General features: G+C 51.5%; 15 protein-coding genes. 1 reads left to right on the forward strand and 14 read right to left on the reverse strand.

The genetic code is table 11. The features are described from left to right. Nucleotides 1-37: 37 nt before the first annotated feature. Both CFI03_RS12975 and CFI03_RS12980 read right to left on the reverse strand, forming a co-directional pair. Nucleotides 38-721 (reverse strand): HAD family hydrolase, encoded by a 684-nt coding sequence (locus CFI03_RS12975; protein ID WP_248757530.1) that lies wholly within the window; start codon nucleotides 719-721, stop codon nucleotides 38-40. Further along, a complete protein-coding gene (locus CFI03_RS12980; RefSeq protein WP_248757531.1) occupies nucleotides 718-1,521 on the reverse strand; it encodes an excinuclease ABC subunit UvrA in 804 nt (267 codons plus the stop codon). The genes CFI03_RS12975 and CFI03_RS12980 overlap by 4 nt, the downstream gene beginning before the upstream one ends. Nucleotides 1,522-1,661: 140 nt before the next feature. Between CFI03_RS12980 and CFI03_RS12985 the strand changes: the two genes are divergently transcribed. Further along, the gene (locus tag CFI03_RS12985; protein ID WP_248757532.1) at nucleotides 1,662-2,534 is read left to right on the forward strand and encodes a dihydrodipicolinate synthase family protein; all 873 of its coding nucleotides are present in this window, start codon (nucleotides 1,662-1,664) and stop codon (nucleotides 2,532-2,534) included. 45 nt (nucleotides 2,535-2,579) lie between these two features. Here the strand turns inward: CFI03_RS12985 and CFI03_RS12990 are convergent, their stop codons facing one another. From CFI03_RS12990 to CFI03_RS13045, 12 genes are all read right to left on the reverse strand, one after another. After that, nucleotides 2,580-4,550 carry a glycoside hydrolase family 127 protein gene (locus tag CFI03_RS12990; protein ID WP_248757533.1) on the reverse strand — a complete coding sequence of 657 codons (1,971 nt, stop codon included), beginning with the start codon at nucleotides 4,548-4,550 and terminating at the stop codon, nucleotides 2,580-2,582. Between the two features lie 43 nt (nucleotides 4,551-4,593). Beyond that, nucleotides 4,594-5,376 carry an HAD family hydrolase gene (locus CFI03_RS12995; protein WP_248757534.1) on the reverse strand — a complete coding sequence of 261 codons (783 nt, stop codon included), beginning with the start codon at nucleotides 5,374-5,376 and terminating at the stop codon, nucleotides 4,594-4,596. Nucleotides 5,377-5,398: 22 nt separating this feature from the next. Continuing rightward, the gene (locus CFI03_RS13000) at nucleotides 5,399-6,439 is read right to left on the reverse strand and encodes a Gfo/Idh/MocA family protein (protein ID WP_248757535.1); all 1,041 of its coding nucleotides are present in this window, start codon (nucleotides 6,437-6,439) and stop codon (nucleotides 5,399-5,401) included. Continuing rightward, entirely contained in the window at nucleotides 6,436-7,473 is a 1,038-nt protein-coding gene (locus tag CFI03_RS13005; RefSeq protein ID WP_248757536.1) for a zinc-dependent alcohol dehydrogenase family protein, read from the reverse strand. Before CFI03_RS13005 ends, CFI03_RS13000 begins: the two co-directional genes overlap by 4 nt. Before the next feature lie 80 nt (nucleotides 7,474-7,553). Next, entirely contained in the window at nucleotides 7,554-8,564 is a 1,011-nt protein-coding gene (locus tag CFI03_RS13010) for a LacI family DNA-binding transcriptional regulator (RefSeq protein WP_248757537.1), read from the reverse strand. Nucleotides 8,565-8,669: 105 nt separating this feature from the next. Continuing rightward, nucleotides 8,670-9,503 (reverse strand): carbohydrate ABC transporter permease, encoded by an 834-nt coding sequence (locus CFI03_RS13015; RefSeq protein ID WP_248757538.1) that lies wholly within the window; start codon nucleotides 9,501-9,503, stop codon nucleotides 8,670-8,672. Next, on the reverse strand, nucleotides 9,500-10,405 hold the full coding sequence (locus tag CFI03_RS13020; RefSeq protein ID WP_248757539.1) for a carbohydrate ABC transporter permease: 906 nt from the start codon (nucleotides 10,403-10,405) through the stop codon (nucleotides 9,500-9,502). The genes CFI03_RS13015 and CFI03_RS13020 overlap by 4 nt, the downstream gene beginning before the upstream one ends. Then, entirely contained in the window at nucleotides 10,402-11,862 is a 1,461-nt protein-coding gene (locus CFI03_RS13025) for an ABC transporter substrate-binding protein (protein WP_248757540.1), read from the reverse strand. The genes CFI03_RS13020 and CFI03_RS13025 overlap by 4 nt, the downstream gene beginning before the upstream one ends. Before the next feature lie 310 nt (nucleotides 11,863-12,172). Next, a complete protein-coding gene (locus tag CFI03_RS13030; RefSeq protein WP_248757541.1) occupies nucleotides 12,173-13,333 on the reverse strand; it encodes a MalY/PatB family protein in 1,161 nt (386 codons plus the stop codon). After that, on the reverse strand, nucleotides 13,323-14,495 hold the full coding sequence (locus CFI03_RS13035; protein WP_248757542.1) for a benzoate/H(+) symporter BenE family transporter: 1,173 nt from the start codon (nucleotides 14,493-14,495) through the stop codon (nucleotides 13,323-13,325). The genes CFI03_RS13030 and CFI03_RS13035 overlap by 11 nt, the downstream gene beginning before the upstream one ends. Before the next feature lie 120 nt (nucleotides 14,496-14,615). Continuing rightward, entirely contained in the window at nucleotides 14,616-16,154 is a 1,539-nt protein-coding gene (gene gntK, locus CFI03_RS13040; RefSeq protein WP_248757543.1) for a gluconokinase, read from the reverse strand. 45 nt (nucleotides 16,155-16,199) lie between these two features. Continuing rightward, on the reverse strand, nucleotides 16,200-17,561 hold the full coding sequence (locus CFI03_RS13045; protein WP_248757544.1) for a GntP family permease: 1,362 nt from the start codon (nucleotides 17,559-17,561) through the stop codon (nucleotides 16,200-16,202). Nucleotides 17,562-17,564: the final 3 nt, after the last annotated feature.

Genomic DNA, 17,564 nt, shown 5'->3' on the forward strand with positions numbered 1-17,564 from the left:
CGTCATTTTCATGACTTATGGGACACCCCCTTGTTTTCTATCGGGAGATGAGTTCGATTAGTTGGGACGGGGTTCTGAGCTTTGGAAACTCCGTCCATTTTCCCGCTCTTTCTTCGGGAAGAAACCAGGTCGCATGGTAAGCCTGCAGGCCGGAGCTTGACGCGCCGGACAATTCATCAGAGCCTCCATCGCCAATAAATAAGGCGGCAGACGGCGGCACTCCGATCCGTTCGCAAGCAAGCTGGTAAATGCGGGGCTCAGGCTTGGCGGTATTTACCGCATAAGAGAAAATCGCATCGTCAAAGTAAGCGGCTAGTTCGCTGGTTTCCCATGAAGATACCTCTTCCGGCGCACAATTGCTAATCAGACATCGTTTAATTCCAGACGAGCGAAGCTGCTCAAGCATGTCCAGAATAGCCGGCTCTATCTGGTTGAACGGGACGGACTTGGAAGCAATCCGTTCATTATGAATGTTATCGATGATTTCTTCGGCTGCTTCATGTCCAAGCGTACTCAAAATATCTCTTAATACGGAAGGGAAATCCGGAAATGTCCCGTTCATCCTCCGCTCTTGCCTCTTTTTCCACTCTTGCTCGAACAGATGGGTATCAACCCCCAACTGCCCGACAAAATGATTCGAACGCGGCGCTTTCCGTACGCCGTTCTCAAACTCGGTAATTAAAGTCTCGAACAAATCAAAGAATACGGCTTGAACTTTCAACAGGATCCCTCCAGGTTGGCGTGGTAAACAGGAGACAAATAGCTTAAGCCAATTTTATTTAGATGCAACAGGCGCTCTTCCAATTCTAGCAATATAGGAAGCGAAACTGTTGCTTTATTAGGAGGTATAAGATCACGGACAAACAACAATAGCTTTTGAATAGACAATCTCGAAGTCTCATTAATCGTCAGACCATTTATCGTAACAGACAAGCATTCCGTGTCGTAATGACTGCTTTGGCTGCAATCCGGGCAATGAACCGAGCCTGAAAAATAATCAATAGCTTTTAGATTGCCTTTGCTTGTTGTGCCGGAGTCTCTCAGAAACTTAACATCGTTCACGCAACCCCTGTAGAAGCCCTGTTTGAGTTTAGATCTGTGCGTATAAGTTAGGAGTTCTTTCTTATAACCGTACAATAAAATCTCAATAAAGAGAGGATCTTGCTCTGCCAACGGACGATCATAGCTGATGCCAAGCACTTCGGACAATTGCTTCATCATTTCGACGGGTCCGCAGTTTGTGCCTGCCCATAATAGGACGGCACCGCGCTTAAGAGACAGCTCCGAAGCAATCATGCGGCGGGGATCAATGTCAATCATTGCCGGACTGCCGCTGCATGTAGAGCACTCTCCATTTGTTTTCCGTTCTGAGAATTGATCCGCTTCCCATCTACTGCCGGCATCCGTTAGATTCCCGCTCCAAGCATATAATTGCTTTAGTCTTTCCTGCACACTTGTGATTATCGCAATTAGAGAACTGCGAGGATTAAACTTTTCCGTTGCTATCATGGTTTGCTGCATGCTCGCCGACGCCCTCCTCCCTAATATTGGAAATAACATCTAACACCAACTATAACGAATTCCAGCCTTCCTATCAATCATTCGATATGCTAGTATAGCGAAAAAGAATCCTTTCTTTCTTCATTAAGGAGGCAGCAAATATGTCTACATTCCGTTTTTCGCCTTATAGCGTAGCCATCATTACGCCTTTCCGTCAGGATGACACGATTGACGAACAAGGAATTCATCAAATGGTTCAATATTATGTAAAGCAACAGGTTCCTGCCCTGCTAGTTGGAGGCTCAACCGGGGAGCAGCATTCCTTGTCCTTGGAGGAGAGAATCCTTCTCTATCAACGGACCAGGCAAGCCGCTCCTGCAGACACTCCTTTGTACGCGGGAGTAGCGGCGATCCGGACTCGTGACGCGGTCCGACTTGCGACGGAGGCTGAAAAAGCCGGACATGCGGCCATTATGCTTGGCTTTCCGCCTTATGTCCGCCCAAGCCAACGTGAAGCCGCTTTATATGTTGAAGCGGTATGCTCAGCGACGGCACTGCCCGTGATGCTCTACAATAATCCGGTACGAACGGGATTTAATCTGGAGCCTCAAACCTTAATAGCCCTGGCTAAGAAGTTCCCTCAAATTAAAGCGCTAAAAGAAGCCGGCAATCCTGATGTCGTTAGAGGCATTACAGAAGAGCTTGGAGCAGACTTTCAGGTGTTGTCCGGAATCGACGCTACCATTGCAGATTATTTCTCGAAAGGTTATAACGGCCTAACGAGCGTCGCAGGCAGCCTTTTCCCTACAGAAATGAAAGTAATCGTTACTCTGCTAAGCTCGGGACAACAAGCAGAAGCTTTGTTAAACCTTGCAGTTATTCAACCTAAGCTTGAACGGCTCGGCAGCATCGGCTGGGTCAGAGTTATCCGTCACCAATTTGCAGCTGAAGGGATCATAGCGGGCGGCTTCCGCGAACCTCTCACTCCTCTAACCCCGGAGGAAGAAGAAGCGGTACGCACCGTCTTGCTGTAAAGAAAAGGCGCCTTGCAATTTAATTGCTAAGGCGCCTTGCCCATTCTATTCGATTATGCGGTACAGCTTATTCTCCCAGCCTTCTTGGCGGACGGGATGCTCATGCTGCAGCCAGAGGACCATCGTGCCCCGGGAACGGTTATTCCAGTATGGATAAGGAACCGCCGTAATTGGACGGCCGTCCGCATCCGTTGTCCGGATGATAACGGCGCCGTCGAAGAAGCTTGCGTCATGCTCCGTTTCGAATACTGGCTGAATCGGCAGCTTGCGGTCCATATGATTCTCTCGCAGCGCTTCGCGGGTATAGAGAATGCTGCCGTTTTCCACTTTTTCATTATCCACCGACTCCAGACAATACAGCACAGGTCCGCGCCGGATGGCTGCTTTGTCCGCATGTGTCGTTACATTCGGATGAACCTCTACCAAATGAACGGGCATATCCAGTTCAAGCTGTATCCGGTCCCCCGGCGACCATACCCGGTGCAAGACGGCATATCCGTCTTCCAACTCATAACTTACTGCTTGATCGTTCACGCGGATCGCATACTGCCCGCACCATTCCGGAATGCGCAGCCTCAAGTCAAACTCGGCATCCCGCTCCGGCGTAACCGTAATTCCAACTGCTCCCGACCACGGATAATTCGTCTGCTGCTTAACCGTTACAGTCACCTCCCCGATAAGCAATTCGCTTACGCTTCCGATGTACAGATTAACGAATGCTCCCTTGCCGTCATAGGCGTAAATATAGGAAGCGAGCTCAGGCAAAAGCTTCATGATCATCGGCGGGCAGCAAGGGCAGCTATGCCACTCCCAGCGGTTATGGCCGCCTTTGCTGACCAGCGGATTTTCGTAAAAGTATTTATGCCCGTCCATCGAACGTCCCGCCAGCACGATATTGTAGATAATCGTCTCCAGCTTGTCGATATAGCGGCTTTCACCGGTTGCAAGGAACAGATTCCAGCTGAAGAAGCCCATGCCAACGCCGGCGCAAGTCTCCAAATAGCCGTTATCCGGCAATTCATAGTTTGCGCCAAACTTCTCGTCATGGTGAACCGCTCCAACACCGCCGGTAATATGCGATTTCTGGTACGAAATGTTATCCCACAGCTTCCTTGCGGTCTCCAGGTAAGGCATTTCACCCGTGCATAAATAGAGAGCCGTCAGACCCGTGTACAACAAAGTCGCGCGAACCGCATGCCCGACCGCTTCCTCCTGCTCCAGCACCGGCTTGTGATCCTGCGCATATTCCCCGCCATGCGAGTATCTGCCTTCATGATTGCCCCGGTTATGAATCCAGAATGCAGCAAGCTCCAGATAATCCGATGCAACAAAAGGAACCTTCATTACCGCGCCAAGCTCAGGCTCATCCAAAGCCAGCTGATACAGCTTCAGAACCGCCTCCTCCGGCAGCGAGTGGGCCGGGACAATGTTCCGTTTCGGCGGAGGCCCCATAATGCCGCTCATATGATTGGCGTACTGAACCGCTGCTTTAAGCAGGGTTGTTTTGCCCGTCGCCTTATAATGATGAACCGCTGCTTCAATCAGGCAGCCGGCATTATACACATCATGCTGCCATCTCAGGAATCCGCCGTTCTCGCCCCAGCGCTGGCCGGGACGGTCAAGCTGCGTATAGGTATTGATGTATCCGTCATCGCCAGCTTCTTGGGCAAGGACAATTTTCTGAATAATATCGTCTACTCTATCATCCAAACGCTCATCCTGGGATACGGCCAGAATATCGGAGATCCCGCGGATCGTTTCATAGACGAGCCCATCAAACCAAGGCTCCCCGGAATGAAATCCGCCCGATCCCTCCGCTACAAAATCGAAATTTCGCATCGCTCCGTCATTCTCGAATTTGCGGAGCACATCATAGGCGGTTACTTCATGCAGCACCTTTAATTTCGGATTCCAGAACGCATCCTGGATGCGGACGGCTTGAACGGGCACGTTGTGCACCGTCTGATACTTGTAGGTTGTTGGTTTCTTCTTAAGTTGAGCTGCTTTGGAAGTCAAACTTGAACACCCCTTCGCATGGAATGGAATTGTATTCGTATCGTTAAACCGCGAGCAATTCTTTCAAAGCTTGACCAACGGTATCCGCTCGATGGGTAGCCGTAGTCAGAACTGTACCGTGGGCATGGGACATGGCAAAGCTGCGGGAGCAAATACGGAACATCGCCAAATCGTTAAACGAATCGCCAATGCATGCCGTCTCTTCCCTGCGGATATCCAATAATTGCATTAGAGCTTCGACAGCCGCGCCTTTATCTACGCCGCCGGGCATGACATCAATGCCGTCAGGGTCGGAGAACGATGCCGTAATCCGGTCTGCGAAACGCTCATCCAAAGTCTCAAGCATCCGCTCTAACAGTGGAACCTCACCATAGACGGAAAACTTCGTGACGGGCATTCCGTTTGCCATATCTTCAATGACTTGGCGGCGCTCGATTAACGGTGTCAGGAAGCGCGTTCCTACACGCTCCGTCTCTGCCGTTTGCCTGGCAACGTAATTGCCCTCGCTGCCGCAAATAACGGTAACCAGATCGGCCGGCGCTATCAGCTGCTGCACGTCAAGCGCCAGATCAGCCTGGAACGTACTGGCCCGAATGACGGTTCCATCCTGGTCCACAATGGTTGCCCCGTTCTGGCAAACCGCGTAACACGGTACGCCAAGCAGCTCCATAACGACCTTGATCTCCTCATGCATCCGTCCGGACGCCAGACAGATGTGAACGCCCTGCCGATGGGCCAAGCGGATGGCGTCGATATCCTCCTTGCGAATCAGTTTGTTTCTGTCCATCAAAGTGCCGTCAATATCCGATACGAAGAGCTTTAGCAACGTTTATCCACCTCTTCGGCTTTTACTTTTCTACCCGAACTCTACGCCCAAGCTTATAGGATTCAATCGCCGCTTCCGCGATTAATAAAGCCCGGTAACCCGCCGAAGCATGAACCGGAGGCGCTTCGCCGTTACGCAAAGCCTGAAGCAACGCATCGACATGGTAATCAAACGTATGGTGGAAATCGCGGTCCGCGTCGTTGAAATAACCCGCTTCCCAGCTTTCCCCGACCTCGTTGCCTGCGGCATGATACGTATATTTCTTCACCGTATCCTGAATAACGCAGCGGCCAAGCGATCCGTTAATCTCGACGCGGTGCGTATCCGGATAAGCATAGGAAGAATCATAGCTTCCGACCAGACTGCCGACAGCTCCGTTCTCGAACCGTAAGGCAAGCGACAATGTCCGGTAACCGCCCCCCGTCTTATCCGTCATTTCCGCCACAACCGTATCAACCGGACCGCATAAATACTCAAGCATATCAAAGCCGTGACACTGCGTTTCGATGAGATTGGCATGCGGATGATCGCTGCTTCCTTCTCCGCCAAAGCGCCAGGTTGCGAAGGAAAGCTCGCCGAGCTTTCCTCCCTGAATGGCAGCATGCGCCAGCTGTACCGGCTTGGCGAACCGGTGGTTGAAGTTGATGGCGAAAAAGACGTTCCGTTTAGCAGCTTCATTAAGAAGAATGTCGGCTTCCTTCAAGCTGAACACCAGCGGCTTCTCGACCAATAACGGATAACCGGCCTGAATAACCTCCAACGTCGCTTCGAAATGCCCCTGATTCGGCAGGCACATGCTGACCAAATCCGGCGTTTCTTTTTCAAGCATATCGGCAATCCTCGTATACGCTTTAGTTCCGAACAACTCCGCTTTTTCCTCGGTCCGGGCAGCATTGCGTCCTACGATTGCGCAGAAGTCCACGTCCGGTCTCGCTTCCCAGATCCGTGCATGCTGCAGGCCCCAGCTGCCTGCCGATTGGAACCCTTCCGATCTTCCTCGGCTGCTTATTGCTCCTCCGGCACCGATTAAGGCTACTTTTAGCTTTTTGTCCGCATTATTCATTGTTCGATTAACACCTTTCCGGTATTGCCTTGGAAGAACAGCTCGTAAGCCTCCTGAATTTCATTCAGGCCGTATCGATGCGTAATAATCTGCTGCAAGTAAGGAAGATGCTCAAGAATAAGGGCATGATTCTCCGCCAGCTCGTTATATTGGAAATATTCGCTTCCGAGCACCGCGCGTTCGGGAGCAATCAGATCATTCGATACGCCGAGATTCAGCTCTTGCCCATGACCCACGCAGACCAGCACGCCGCGCTGGTTAAGCGCATCGAGAGACGTACGGCGGCCGGAGGTTTTGCCGCTTGTATCTATGGCAATATCCGTACCTTCAAGACCGGCAGCCTTGATGACCTCCTGAACCGACTGATTCGCCAGCTGCACCGGAATAGCTCCCATCTTCTCCGCAAGCTCCAGACGATAATCGACGTAATCCATAATAAAGACCGGAGTTTCTTCTCCAAGCAGCAGCTTCGCCATGGCAAGCACGCCAAGACCGATAGGACCGGCTCCCGCAATAAGAACGGACTGAATATCCGGATGAACCAGCTTTGCACGCTTAATGGCGTGTCCTCCCGTGCCCATAATATCGAGAAGCATAGTCGCCTCAGCCAGCGGAATAGACGGATCAATCGGGAAGAAGACGTTTTCATTAACAACGATATAAGGCGTATAACCGCCATCATGCGTGAAGCCGTAATCCGCTCTCTTATTCAGGCATTGGTTCGTGAAGCCCAGCCTGCAGCTGCGGCATTCCCCGCAGAAGTCCATCAGGAACACAACTCCCGGCGTCCCGATGGCCGTTGCTGCACCAACACCTGCGCCAACGACAATCCCCGCCGCTTCGTGACCGGGAACGGTATCGCTTCCGTCATAGAACTGGCTGCGGTCCGAGCCGCAAAGAGCGTTCGCTTTTACCTGCAGCAGCAGCTGTCCTTTGCCCGGTACGGGTACCGGCTTCTCGCCGTATTCGATTTTACCTTGGCCTACAAAAAGCGGAATGTTCATTGTTTGTGGTACATGGATAACTTGACTCATCTTCTTCCATCTCCTTAACCGTTCACATTATCGTTCATGTCTAAGGGTAAAAAGGGGCGCATCCCGCATCCCATCTGCGTTTATCTGGTGCTTTCCCTTAAAACCAGCTTGGTATCGATAATTTCGTTAAACTTCTGCTTCGAATCCGGATGATTGATCTTGTGCAGAACAATATCGACGGCCCGTTTGGACATTTTGCCCTTGGAATTGCTCACCGAGGACAGCTGGAACGGAATAAAAATCCGCGACTGGATATTGTCGAAGCCGATAACCGAATAATCTTCCGGTACTTTGAAGCTATGCTTGCTTAATACGTATGCCGCTTCCCAGGCAATTACATCATTGAAGGCAAAGATCCCGGTAAACGCCGTCTGCTGCTCGATAAGCTGCTTCATAACCTGCCTTGTATCTCCCGCGGAAGCCCCGACCTCGATAATGAGCTCCTCGAGTACCGGCAAGCCCGCTTCCTCATGCGCCCGCTTATAGCCTTCAAGCCGCTCCTGCGCACTGGAAATCCGGATGGGCCCGTTCAGGAACAACACTCTCTTATGTCCGTTGTCGATCAAATGTTTGGTTGCGAGATACCCGCCCTTCTCGTCATCGCAGATCACGTAATCGAATTCCGGCTCATCCTTGAACCTTCTGCCGATCAGCACGAACGGCACGCCGTTCTTCTGCAGAAACCGGATGTTATCGGCTCCGCGCTGGGAAGGACAGATAATGATCGCATCCACATTTTTGCCGATAGCGGTGTATATGGCCCTCTCTTCCATCTCGTAGTCATCTTCCGTGTTAATGACAAAGATCGTGTAATGATGCTTGCGCGCCGACTTTTCGATTTCCTTCACCATAATGCCGAAGTGCGGGTTGGCTACATCACTGACGATAACCGCGATCGTGCGGGTCAGACCCGACCGGAGCGAACCGGCAACCGCGTTGCCGACATATCCCATTTCCTTGGCTAAATCCTTAATCATCTGCCGGGTGGAGGCTGCGATATCCTCTTTGTCCTTCAGAGCTCTTGAGATGGTGTTGACCGAAAGCCCGGCTTTGACGGCCAGATCCTTCAGTGTCACTTTCCTGCCTTCCATGCTTTCTCCCCCAGCTACTAGAATGTGTTTGCTAGACTCTCTTGTTTGATAAATAGATTAGCACTTGAAATTTTTGGAGTCAATTATCTAGAGGAGAACAGCTTGTTAACCTTTTAATCCGGTCATGACGATGCCTTCGACAAAGTATTTCTGCCCGAGGAAAAAGACCAGCATCGCCGGCAGAAGCACGACCGTTGTCGCCGCCATCATTAAATGCCACTGCGCGTTATACATGCCTTTGAAGGTTTGCAGACCCAGCGCAAGGGTATAAAGTTTCTCGTCGCTCAAATAAATGAGCGGACCCATAAAGTCGTTCCAGCCGTTCAGGAAAGAGAACAAGCCGACTACGACAAGCGCCGGCACTAGAAGCGGCAGCATAATCCGGCTGTATATCCGGAAGTAACCCGCCCCGTCCACCAATGCGGCTTCATCCAGCTCTTTCGGAATGGTCATAAAAAACTGCCTGAGCAGGAATACGTTAAACGCACCTCCGCCGAACCATGCCGGCAGCGTCAACGGGATAAACGTGTTGGTCGCCCCAAGCTTCGCCCATCCGACGTATTGAGGGATCAGCGTCACCGCTCCGGGAAGCATCATGCTCGTCAGAATGACCATAAATACGAGGTTTCTTCCCGGCCACCGCAGTCTGGCGAACGAATAAGCGCAGATCGAACTCGACAACACAACACCGGATACCTCCAGCACAACGATAATTAACGTATTCAGAAAATACCGGTTGAACGGCAGAATCGTGAGCGCCTCCCGATAGTTGCTGATCAGCCAGTCATGGGGGATCCAGATCGGCGGGATGACAAAGATATCCGACTGGTCCATAAACGAGCTTCGAAGCAGCCAATAGAAAGGAAACAGACAAAGACAAGTTCCGGCAGCGAGCAGCAAATAGATGATGGATTTGGATAAGAACCGGCCTCTAATCATCGTTTCCCCTCGCTTTCGCTGTACACCCATAACGCCGATGTCTTGAACACCGTCAAGGTCAACGCCAGAATAACCAGGAACAAGATCCAGGCAATTGCCGATGCGCTTCCCATGCTGGAGAACTCGAATGCTTCCCGGTATAGGTAATAAGAGTAGAACAACGTTGCGTTGTTCGGCCCGCCCTGCGTCATAATGTAGGCCTGCCCGAACACCTGAAAGCTTCCGATGAATCCCATAACGAGGTTGAAGAAAATCGTAGGCGTCATCAGCGGGATCGTAATCGAGAACAGTTTATGAAAAGGTCCGCCGCCGTCTACCTCTACCGATTCATACAAATGCTTCGGAATGCCTTGAAGCCCGGCCAGGAAAATAACCATTGTTCCCCCGATCGTCCATAGGCTCATCAAAACCAGGGACGGTACGGCCAGATTCTCCGAATAAATCCACTGCAGTCCAGGAAGCCCGAATACTTTGAGCAGCTGGTTAAGCAGACCAAGATCCGGATCAAACAGCCACAACCAGATCATCGACGAAGCTACTGCGGGCACAATCGTTGGCATATAAAAGACGGTGCGGAAGAACGCCTTCCCTTTAATCGGTTGATTAAGCAGCAGCGCCACCATAAACGCCAGCAAAATCTGCAAAGGCACGCTCAAGATGACATAATAGCCCGTAACGCCAAGCGACTTGTAAAATAGCGGGTCCTTACCGTCGAACAGATCCGAATAGTTGGAGAAGCCGGTAAATTTCAAGGGAGTTATGACGTTGTATTCCGACAAGCTGAATATAAAGCTGGCAATCATCGGCCCCAGGACGAAGATCAGAAATCCGGCAATAACCGGTGACGCGAACAAAATGCCGGCCCTAGCCTCTTTATTCCAAAGCTTCCTCCCGGTGATCATCGCTCCGTATAAACCCCTTTCAGCTCTTTCTCCACTTGAGGTTTGATCTTGGTTAATGCTTCCTGCGCCGTTGTTTTGCCAAGCCAGACCTGCTCGAGAGCCGGGTCGATAATGCTGTTTATTTTGGACAAGTTCTTCACGTAATAGGATGTATTAGGAAAGCCGTTGTCAAAGGCGTTTCTCATTACCGCATCCTGGTAGCCTTCCGGATGAGCCGGATTGCCGGCCGCCCATTTCGCAACCAGATCCGCATTCTCGTACCATTTTTTCAGAACCGGCATCCACAGTCCGCTTGTTTGCAGCTCCAGCGTGTTCTCCGGATTCATCATCCACTTGTACAGCATCCAAGCTTCTTCCGGGTGTTTGGTATCTTTGAAGATCACGATCGGTTCGCCTAAGGTCATCGTCGCTTTGTTCTTCATGACGGGAGCTACGCCAATGCCGAAGTTCAGCTTTTTCGCCGCGCCAAGATCAACCAGACTCCACTGGCCGTCAAGCGTCATTGCCACCTTGCGGGAGGACAACGCATTGGCGCCGGAAGGAATGTTCTTCGACTGGGTAGGCGACGGAGCGACATGGTATTTGTTAATCAGATCGGCCCATTGCTGAATCGCTTCGGCCGCTTCCGGATCAGCCAGCTTGAACTGTGTCCCGTCCTCGTTCACGAACTGTCCGCCGTTTGACACGACGCCGTTCATGTAGGCCCAGAGAGGCATCGTTACTCCGAATTGCTTGATCGACCTCGGATCAAAATCCGGATCAAGCGCATTCCGCCCTTTTTGGTCCAGCGTCAGCTTTTGCGCCGTCTCCACGAATTGATCCCAGGTATACGCCTCGTCGGCTTTTGTAGGCGGAAGCGGCAGACCCGCGTCCGTAAAGGCTTCCTTGTTGTAGAACAAAGCGAAGGCTTCAAGCGCGCCGTTAACGCCTGCCAGCTTTCCTTCCTCCCAGTAATACATCGTGTTTGGCAAAATATCGTTTACGCTGACATCCGGATCATTCGCAAGGAAATCCATAATGTTATAGATCCGCCCCTGCGATGCCCATTCCAGCGCAACATCGCCATTCAGGAGTCCAATGTCCGGCATCTGATTCGAAGAAGCCATCGTTGTCAGCTTGGTCGTATAGGAGTCCGGGATATGAAGCGTATTCACCTTGATCCACGGATATTTCTCCGTAAACGATTTAATCGCCGCTTCCTGTACCTTCTTCTCGTTCGGGCTTCCCCAGAACGTATATTTCAGCGTCACCGGATCATGCTTCACCGGTTCTTCCCCGCCGGCGCTATTGGCCGGAGTATTTGCGGAAGTCGTTGCCGTATTGCCGGAAGACTCTTTCGCTTCCGAATTACCGTTAATACCGCTATTGCCGTTATTCCCGTTGCTGCTTCCGCAGCCGGCCATCAAGACCGAAAGCGCTAATAAAGTTGCCGATGCCACACCTGCCGATTTTCTCATAGACTTACCTCCCTCAAATTGGTTAAAGATCCCCACTCTTTTTCTTTCAACCAATGTTGCAAGTCATGATGGATTTTTTGCGTTTTGAGCTCTCTCGCACCTCCATTTACGTTAACATTATCGTTAATGTAAGCTTACAGCGTCATTATAAAAGGATTATTAAGGAATGGTCAATTGTAGAAAACGGACATTTTAAGGAAATGACCACACTATAATGCGTCGTAATTCTGGAGTAATATTCCAGGATAGCCAACATAAAAAAGCCGGCTCCAACTTGAAGTTGGAACCGGCGAATGACACGGATCGACCTTTATTCAATTGTCTTAATTACATTTTCGAGTCTATTCAAGCCTTCTGTCAAAATCGCGCGCGAACAGCCGATATTAATGCGGATAAACCCGTCTCCGGCTTTGCCGTAAGTCGAACCCTCGTTAATCCGAAGACCGGCTTCGTCAAACAATCTGCGGCTGAGCTCCTCTGACCCAATCCCGAGATTTCGGCAATCCACCCACATTAAGTACGTGGAATGCGGCGTGATTACCTTTAGCCTTGGCAGTTTTTCTTGAATATATGAAAGGAAATAGTCACGGTTGGCTTTCAGATAAACCAGCAGCTGATCCAGCCACTCGTCTCCCTTATTGTACGCAGCGATTAAAGCTTCCACCCCAAAAGTGTTTGGTTCATGAACGCCCCTCATAAGCAGATCCTTCTTGAATTTATCCTTGTATTCCTTATTGGCGGTAATGATGTTCGCCATCTTTAATCCGGCAATATTAAAGGTTTTGCTCGGAGAGGTACAGGTGATCGAGTTGATCGCGTCTATCGAAGCAAACGGAACATAAGGCTGTCCTTCAAACACCAGATCCCTGTGAATTTCATCGGCTACAACAAGAACCCCATGCTTTTGGCAAATGGCGCTTAACCGCTCAAGCTCGTCCTTCCGCCACACTCTTCCTACCGGGTTATGGGGATTGCACAAAATAAACAGCTTAACGGCTTCATCCGAAGCCTTCCTCTCGAAATCCTCAAAGTCGATTTCATAGGAATCGCCCGTATGGATCAGTTCATTCTCGACGATCTCGCGGCGGTTATTGGCAATGGTTGTATAGAAACTGTTATATACCGGAGCTTGAATAAGCACCTTGTCTCCCTGGCTTGTAAAAGCTTGAATAATAGCGGCCAAAGCCGGAATAACGCCGGGACTGAAGGCTATCCATTCTTTTTCAATCTGGAAATCATGTCTCTTCTGCCACCAGTTGATTTCCGCTTCATAATAGGCGTCCGGCAAATGGGCATAACCGAATACCCCATGCTGGAGCTTGCTCTCCAATGCCCGAAGGATGGGATCCGCTGCCTTGAAATCCATATCTGCAACCCACATGGGTACAATATCTTCTTTGTCCTTCGCTGAGTCCCACTTAAAGCTGTTCGTGTTTTTCCTGTTAATGACTTCATCAAAATCATACTTCATCTTGCATGCCACCTTTTCTGTTCGCAAACTTCTGCCTAACATATAATAGCACAACTCCCGCCAGCAATGCCCATAAGGGAGCCGATATGCCGAACAAATGAAGATGCGAAGCGGCCAGGACAAAGGTAACGGTGGACGGAACGATGTATGGACGCAGCTGCACGGCCGATTTGACTGACTTCATAAAAAGGCCAAGCAACGGAATACCGGTCATCAAAGCGATAAACGGGGCAGGCAAAATCTGAATCCAACCGATCAATTTCGAAGCGAATAGCCCGAAGAGGATAACCAGAACGTTCGAGGTGATTGCCGCGCCAATCCGTCGCGATGGCCAGCCTGTTTCGGGACTGCTGCAGAGAGCCGTCATCATCCCACCCACGTTTGCCGCATGCCCGCCGAACAGTCCGGCAGCTACGGATGCCAAGCCGGAAGCGCTTATGACACGGTTGACCGACGGATCATACTCATGGCTTTTTAGGGCGGTAAGAGCCACTGCCAGGTCATTGCTCATCACGATAAACGACAAGGGGATTGCAATGGAAAATATAGCGGTAGTCGAAAATTCGGGAATGATCGGCGCGGGAAGCTCAAACGGTAAGCCTTGCACAGCCGCCCATGGAAGTCGCTGCTGAAGAAGCAAACCAACAAATCCCATGATCATTGCCCATAAGGCCGGCGACAGGAACCGCGTATAACGAGGAATCAGCCAATACCCGGCTGCGGCCAGGATGCCGCATAGCGGAAGCTGTACGGAAGACGGAATCATTCCCCAGACATAGGATAATAACAGCCCCGCCAATAAGGCATCGATTATAGGCTTGGGAATCAAAGGCAGAGCCCGTCCAAAAATCCCCGTACTGCCAGCCGCAATCATGATGACTCCCGACAGTATAAATCCCCCGGCTAATTCCGGCAGCGTATAATGGGCGGCAATGGATCCAATGTAGGCAATCCCCGTAATGGAATGCGCTCCCGCAAAGGGCATTTTATACTTAAGAGTGAGTATCGTATTTAACACACCGCCAGCGACATAAACGGCAAAAAACCAAGATAAAAGCTCGTGATCGGACATTCCGGCCCGATCCGCCGCTTGGACAAGCAGGATTGCGCCTCCGGTACAAGCAAGCATGGCAGACATTATTCCCGTAGTGAAAAATCGCAAGGCACATCCCTCCTTCAGCCCATAATAGGACCAAATGGAAAAACTGTAACCAGCCAATTCGGAGAGACTTCTGCCATCCACCCATAAAAAAAGAGCCCGCTCGCGCAGGCTCTTCCTCCCTTAAGTCCACTTTTTCTGATAAGCGGCAATTTCTTTGTATTCTGGCGTAAGCAGCCTGGATACCCGGACGTAGATCCGGCTCAGCTCCTTGTAACGTTCAACGTTGGCTTGTTCAGGCAAATGCTTGTGGGAAGTTCCCATCATGCCCGACACGACATGAAGCGAATCTACCTCGCCAATGCTGTACAAGCCTAGGATCGCCGCGCCAAGGCATGAGCTTTCGAAGCTTTCCGGCACATGGACCTCTTGCTCGAAAATATCGGACATCATCTGACGCCACAGCTCCGAGCGGGCAAAACCGCCGGTTGCCTGGATTTTCGTCGGATGGCCAATCAGCTCCTCCAGTGCCATATACACCGTGAAGAGGTTAAAAATTACGCCTTCCAGCACCGCGCGGATCATATGCTCCTTCTTATGCTGCAGGCCAAGGCCAAAGAACGAGCCTCTTGCATTGGCATCCCACAGCGGAGCTCTTTCGCCCGCGAGATAAGGATGGAACAACAAACCGTCTGCTCCCGCCGGCACGCGCGCGGCAATTTCCGTTAGAATATCGTACGGATCCTTGCCGAGCCGTTTAGCGGTCTCGGTCTCCGCGGCGCAAAGCTGATCTCTCAGCCATCGGAATATCATCCCGCCGTTGTTAACCGGACCGCCAATCACCCACATATTCTCGGCTAACGCGTAACAAAAGATCCGTCCTTTCGGATCGGTGACCGGCCGGTCCGTTACGGCCCGGATTGCCCCGCTTGTTCCGATTGTTACGGCAACGGTTCCCGGCTCAATCGCATTCACGCCAAGGTTGGACAATACGCCGTCGCTGGCTCCAACAACGAAGGGAGTTGAAGCAGGCAGCCCCATCTCGGCGGCCCATTCCGCCTTCATGCCTTCCAGCGCATAGGTCGTAGGCACAGGCTCGGATAACCGCTCGGGCGTAACGCCTGCCACCTGCAAGGCTTCGGCATCCCAGCCCAGCTGGGATAAATGAAACATTCCCGTTGCCGATGCAATCGAATAGTCAATCACGTACCGGCTGAACAACTGATGGAACACGTACTCCTTGATGGAGATAAACTTGTGCGCGCGGGCGAACAGTTCCTGCTGCGTGTTGCGCAGCCATACCAGCTTGGACAACGGAGCCATCGGATGCAGCGGCGTACCCGTGCGCAAATAAATCTGATGGCCGTTCATCTCGTTCCTGATCCGCTCCGTCCACATCGCGCTGCGGTTGTCTGCCCAAGTGATGCAGCGCGTCAGCGGACGGCCTTCGCCATCAACCGCGATCACGCTATGCATCGCCGAGCTGAACGATACGCACAATACGCCTTCCTCGCCTATGCCGCCAAGAGCAACCACTTGCTTGATCGTGCCAACTACCGCGCGGAAAATCTCGTCCGGATCCTGCTCCGCTACATCGGGCTTCGGCGAGTACAGCGGGTATTCGATCGTATGAGTCGCGATGACTTGTCCGGCCTTGTCAAACAATACGGATTTCGTGCTTGTTGTCCCGATATCCGTTCCAATTACGTAAGAGGAAGCCAATGCCGCTCACTCTCCTTTCTCTCTATCCAACCATGCCTTCTATCTTTAAACGACGGCGTTCAACGCCATAATGAGCACAAGCGCCACAACGGAAATAATCGTTTCCAGCGCTGTCCAGGTCAGGAGCGTTTCCTTCACCGTCATGCCGAAATATTCTTTGATCAGCCAGAAGCCGGAGTCGTTCACATGGGACAAAATAAGCGAGCCTGCGCCGGTTGCGAGTACAAGCAGCTCCACGTTGGTTCCCGGCATTGCTGCCGCGATTGGAGCCACGATACCCGCAGCCGTCATCATCGAGACGGTTGCGGAACCGGTTGCGATCCGGATCATCGCCGCGATGCCCCAGCCAAGCAGAATAGGCGATACATGCGAAGAAGTAGCAAGATCAGCGATGTAGTCGCCGATGCCGGAATCCAGCAGCACGCGGTTAAACGCGCCGCCCGCGCCAATAACAAGCAGAATCGTTGCCGTAGGGGCGAGACAGTCGTTCGTAAATTTCAATACTTTCTCGCGGCTGATACCGCGGGCAAAGCCTAAGCTGAAGAACGAGTATACCGTTGCAATCAGAAGCGCCACAACCGGATCGCCTACAAATTTCGCGGCAAGGAATAGAGTATCATCCTTCGCAAGGGAGCCGCTTTCCACGAATACGTCCGCGAATGTGGCAATTAGCATCAGGAATACCGGAATCAGAATCGTGATGAGCGTATTGGCAAAACCGGGCAGTTCGCGGTTCTCATCGGTTTCCGCAAGCTGATCTCCCATTTCCTTCGGTACTTCCTTATGAATTCGTTTGCCAATCCAGCTGCCGTACAGCGGTCCGGCAACGATTGCCGTCGGCAGACCAACGATAATCGAATACAAAATCGTCTTGCCGATATCGGCATTAAAGATGCCAACGGCAGCCATGGCAGCCGGATGCGGAGGCACCAGACCGTGAACGACGGATAAGCCGGCTACCAGCGGTACGCCGATTTTGACAAGCGAAAGACCCGTTTGTTTCGCAATCGTGAAAATAAGCGGTACAAGCAAGACAAAACCAACTTGGAAGAAGACGGGAATTCCTACGATAAACGCAACAAACATCATCGCCCAATGGACTCTCTTCTCTCCAAACAATCCGATCAAGGTTCGTGCGATCCGCTCGGCGCCGCCGGATTCAGCCATCATTTTTCCGAGCATTGTGCCAAGCGCCAATACAATCGCGAGGAAGCCTAGCGTATTCCCCATCCCGGTCTTGATGGAATCAATGATGCCGGTCTGGTCTTCGGTAGCCACAATAGGCATTCCCGCGGCAAGCCCTGTGCCGATCGCCGTAATGATAAGAGCGACAAACGGGTTAAGCTTGGCAACCGTAATGAGCAGCAGCAGCACAACGATCGCTGCGAGTACAATAAATAGCAACATGGT

This window comes from Paenibacillus sp. ATY16 (genome assembly GCF_003399985.2).
GTDB classification, from domain to species: domain Bacteria; phylum Bacillota; class Bacilli; order Paenibacillales; family Paenibacillaceae; genus Pristimantibacillus; species Pristimantibacillus glycanilyticus.

Excerpts from the sequence above, each read along its gene's own strand:
- CFI03_RS13025 (WP_248757540.1), bottom strand. The coding sequence starts at position 11,862 with ATGAGAAAATCGGCAGGTGTGGCATCGGCAACTTTATTAGCGCTTTCG.
- CFI03_RS12980 (WP_248757531.1), bottom strand. The coding sequence starts at position 1,521 with ATGCAGCAAACCATGATAGCAACGGAAAAGTTTAATCCTCGCAGTTCT.
- CFI03_RS13030 (WP_248757541.1), bottom strand. The coding sequence starts at position 13,333 with ATGAAGTATGATTTTGATGAAGTCATTAACAGGAAAAACACGAACAGC.
- CFI03_RS13015 (WP_248757538.1), bottom strand. The coding sequence starts at position 9,503 with ATGATTAGAGGCCGGTTCTTATCCAAATCCATCATCTATTTGCTGCTC.
- CFI03_RS13010 (WP_248757537.1), bottom strand. The coding sequence starts at position 8,564 with ATGGAAGGCAGGAAAGTGACACTGAAGGATCTGGCCGTCAAAGCCGGG.
- CFI03_RS12985 (WP_248757532.1), top strand. The coding sequence starts at position 1,662 with ATGTCTACATTCCGTTTTTCGCCTTATAGCGTAGCCATCATTACGCCT.
- CFI03_RS13000 (WP_248757535.1), bottom strand. The coding sequence starts at position 6,439 with ATGAATAATGCGGACAAAAAGCTAAAAGTAGCCTTAATCGGTGCCGGA.
- CFI03_RS13005 (WP_248757536.1), bottom strand. The coding sequence starts at position 7,473 with ATGAGTCAAGTTATCCATGTACCACAAACAATGAACATTCCGCTTTTT.
- CFI03_RS13045 (WP_248757544.1), bottom strand. The coding sequence starts at position 17,561 with ATGTTGCTATTTATTGTACTCGCAGCGATCGTTGTGCTGCTGCTGCTC.
- CFI03_RS13020 (WP_248757539.1), bottom strand. The coding sequence starts at position 10,405 with ATGATCACCGGGAGGAAGCTTTGGAATAAAGAGGCTAGGGCCGGCATT.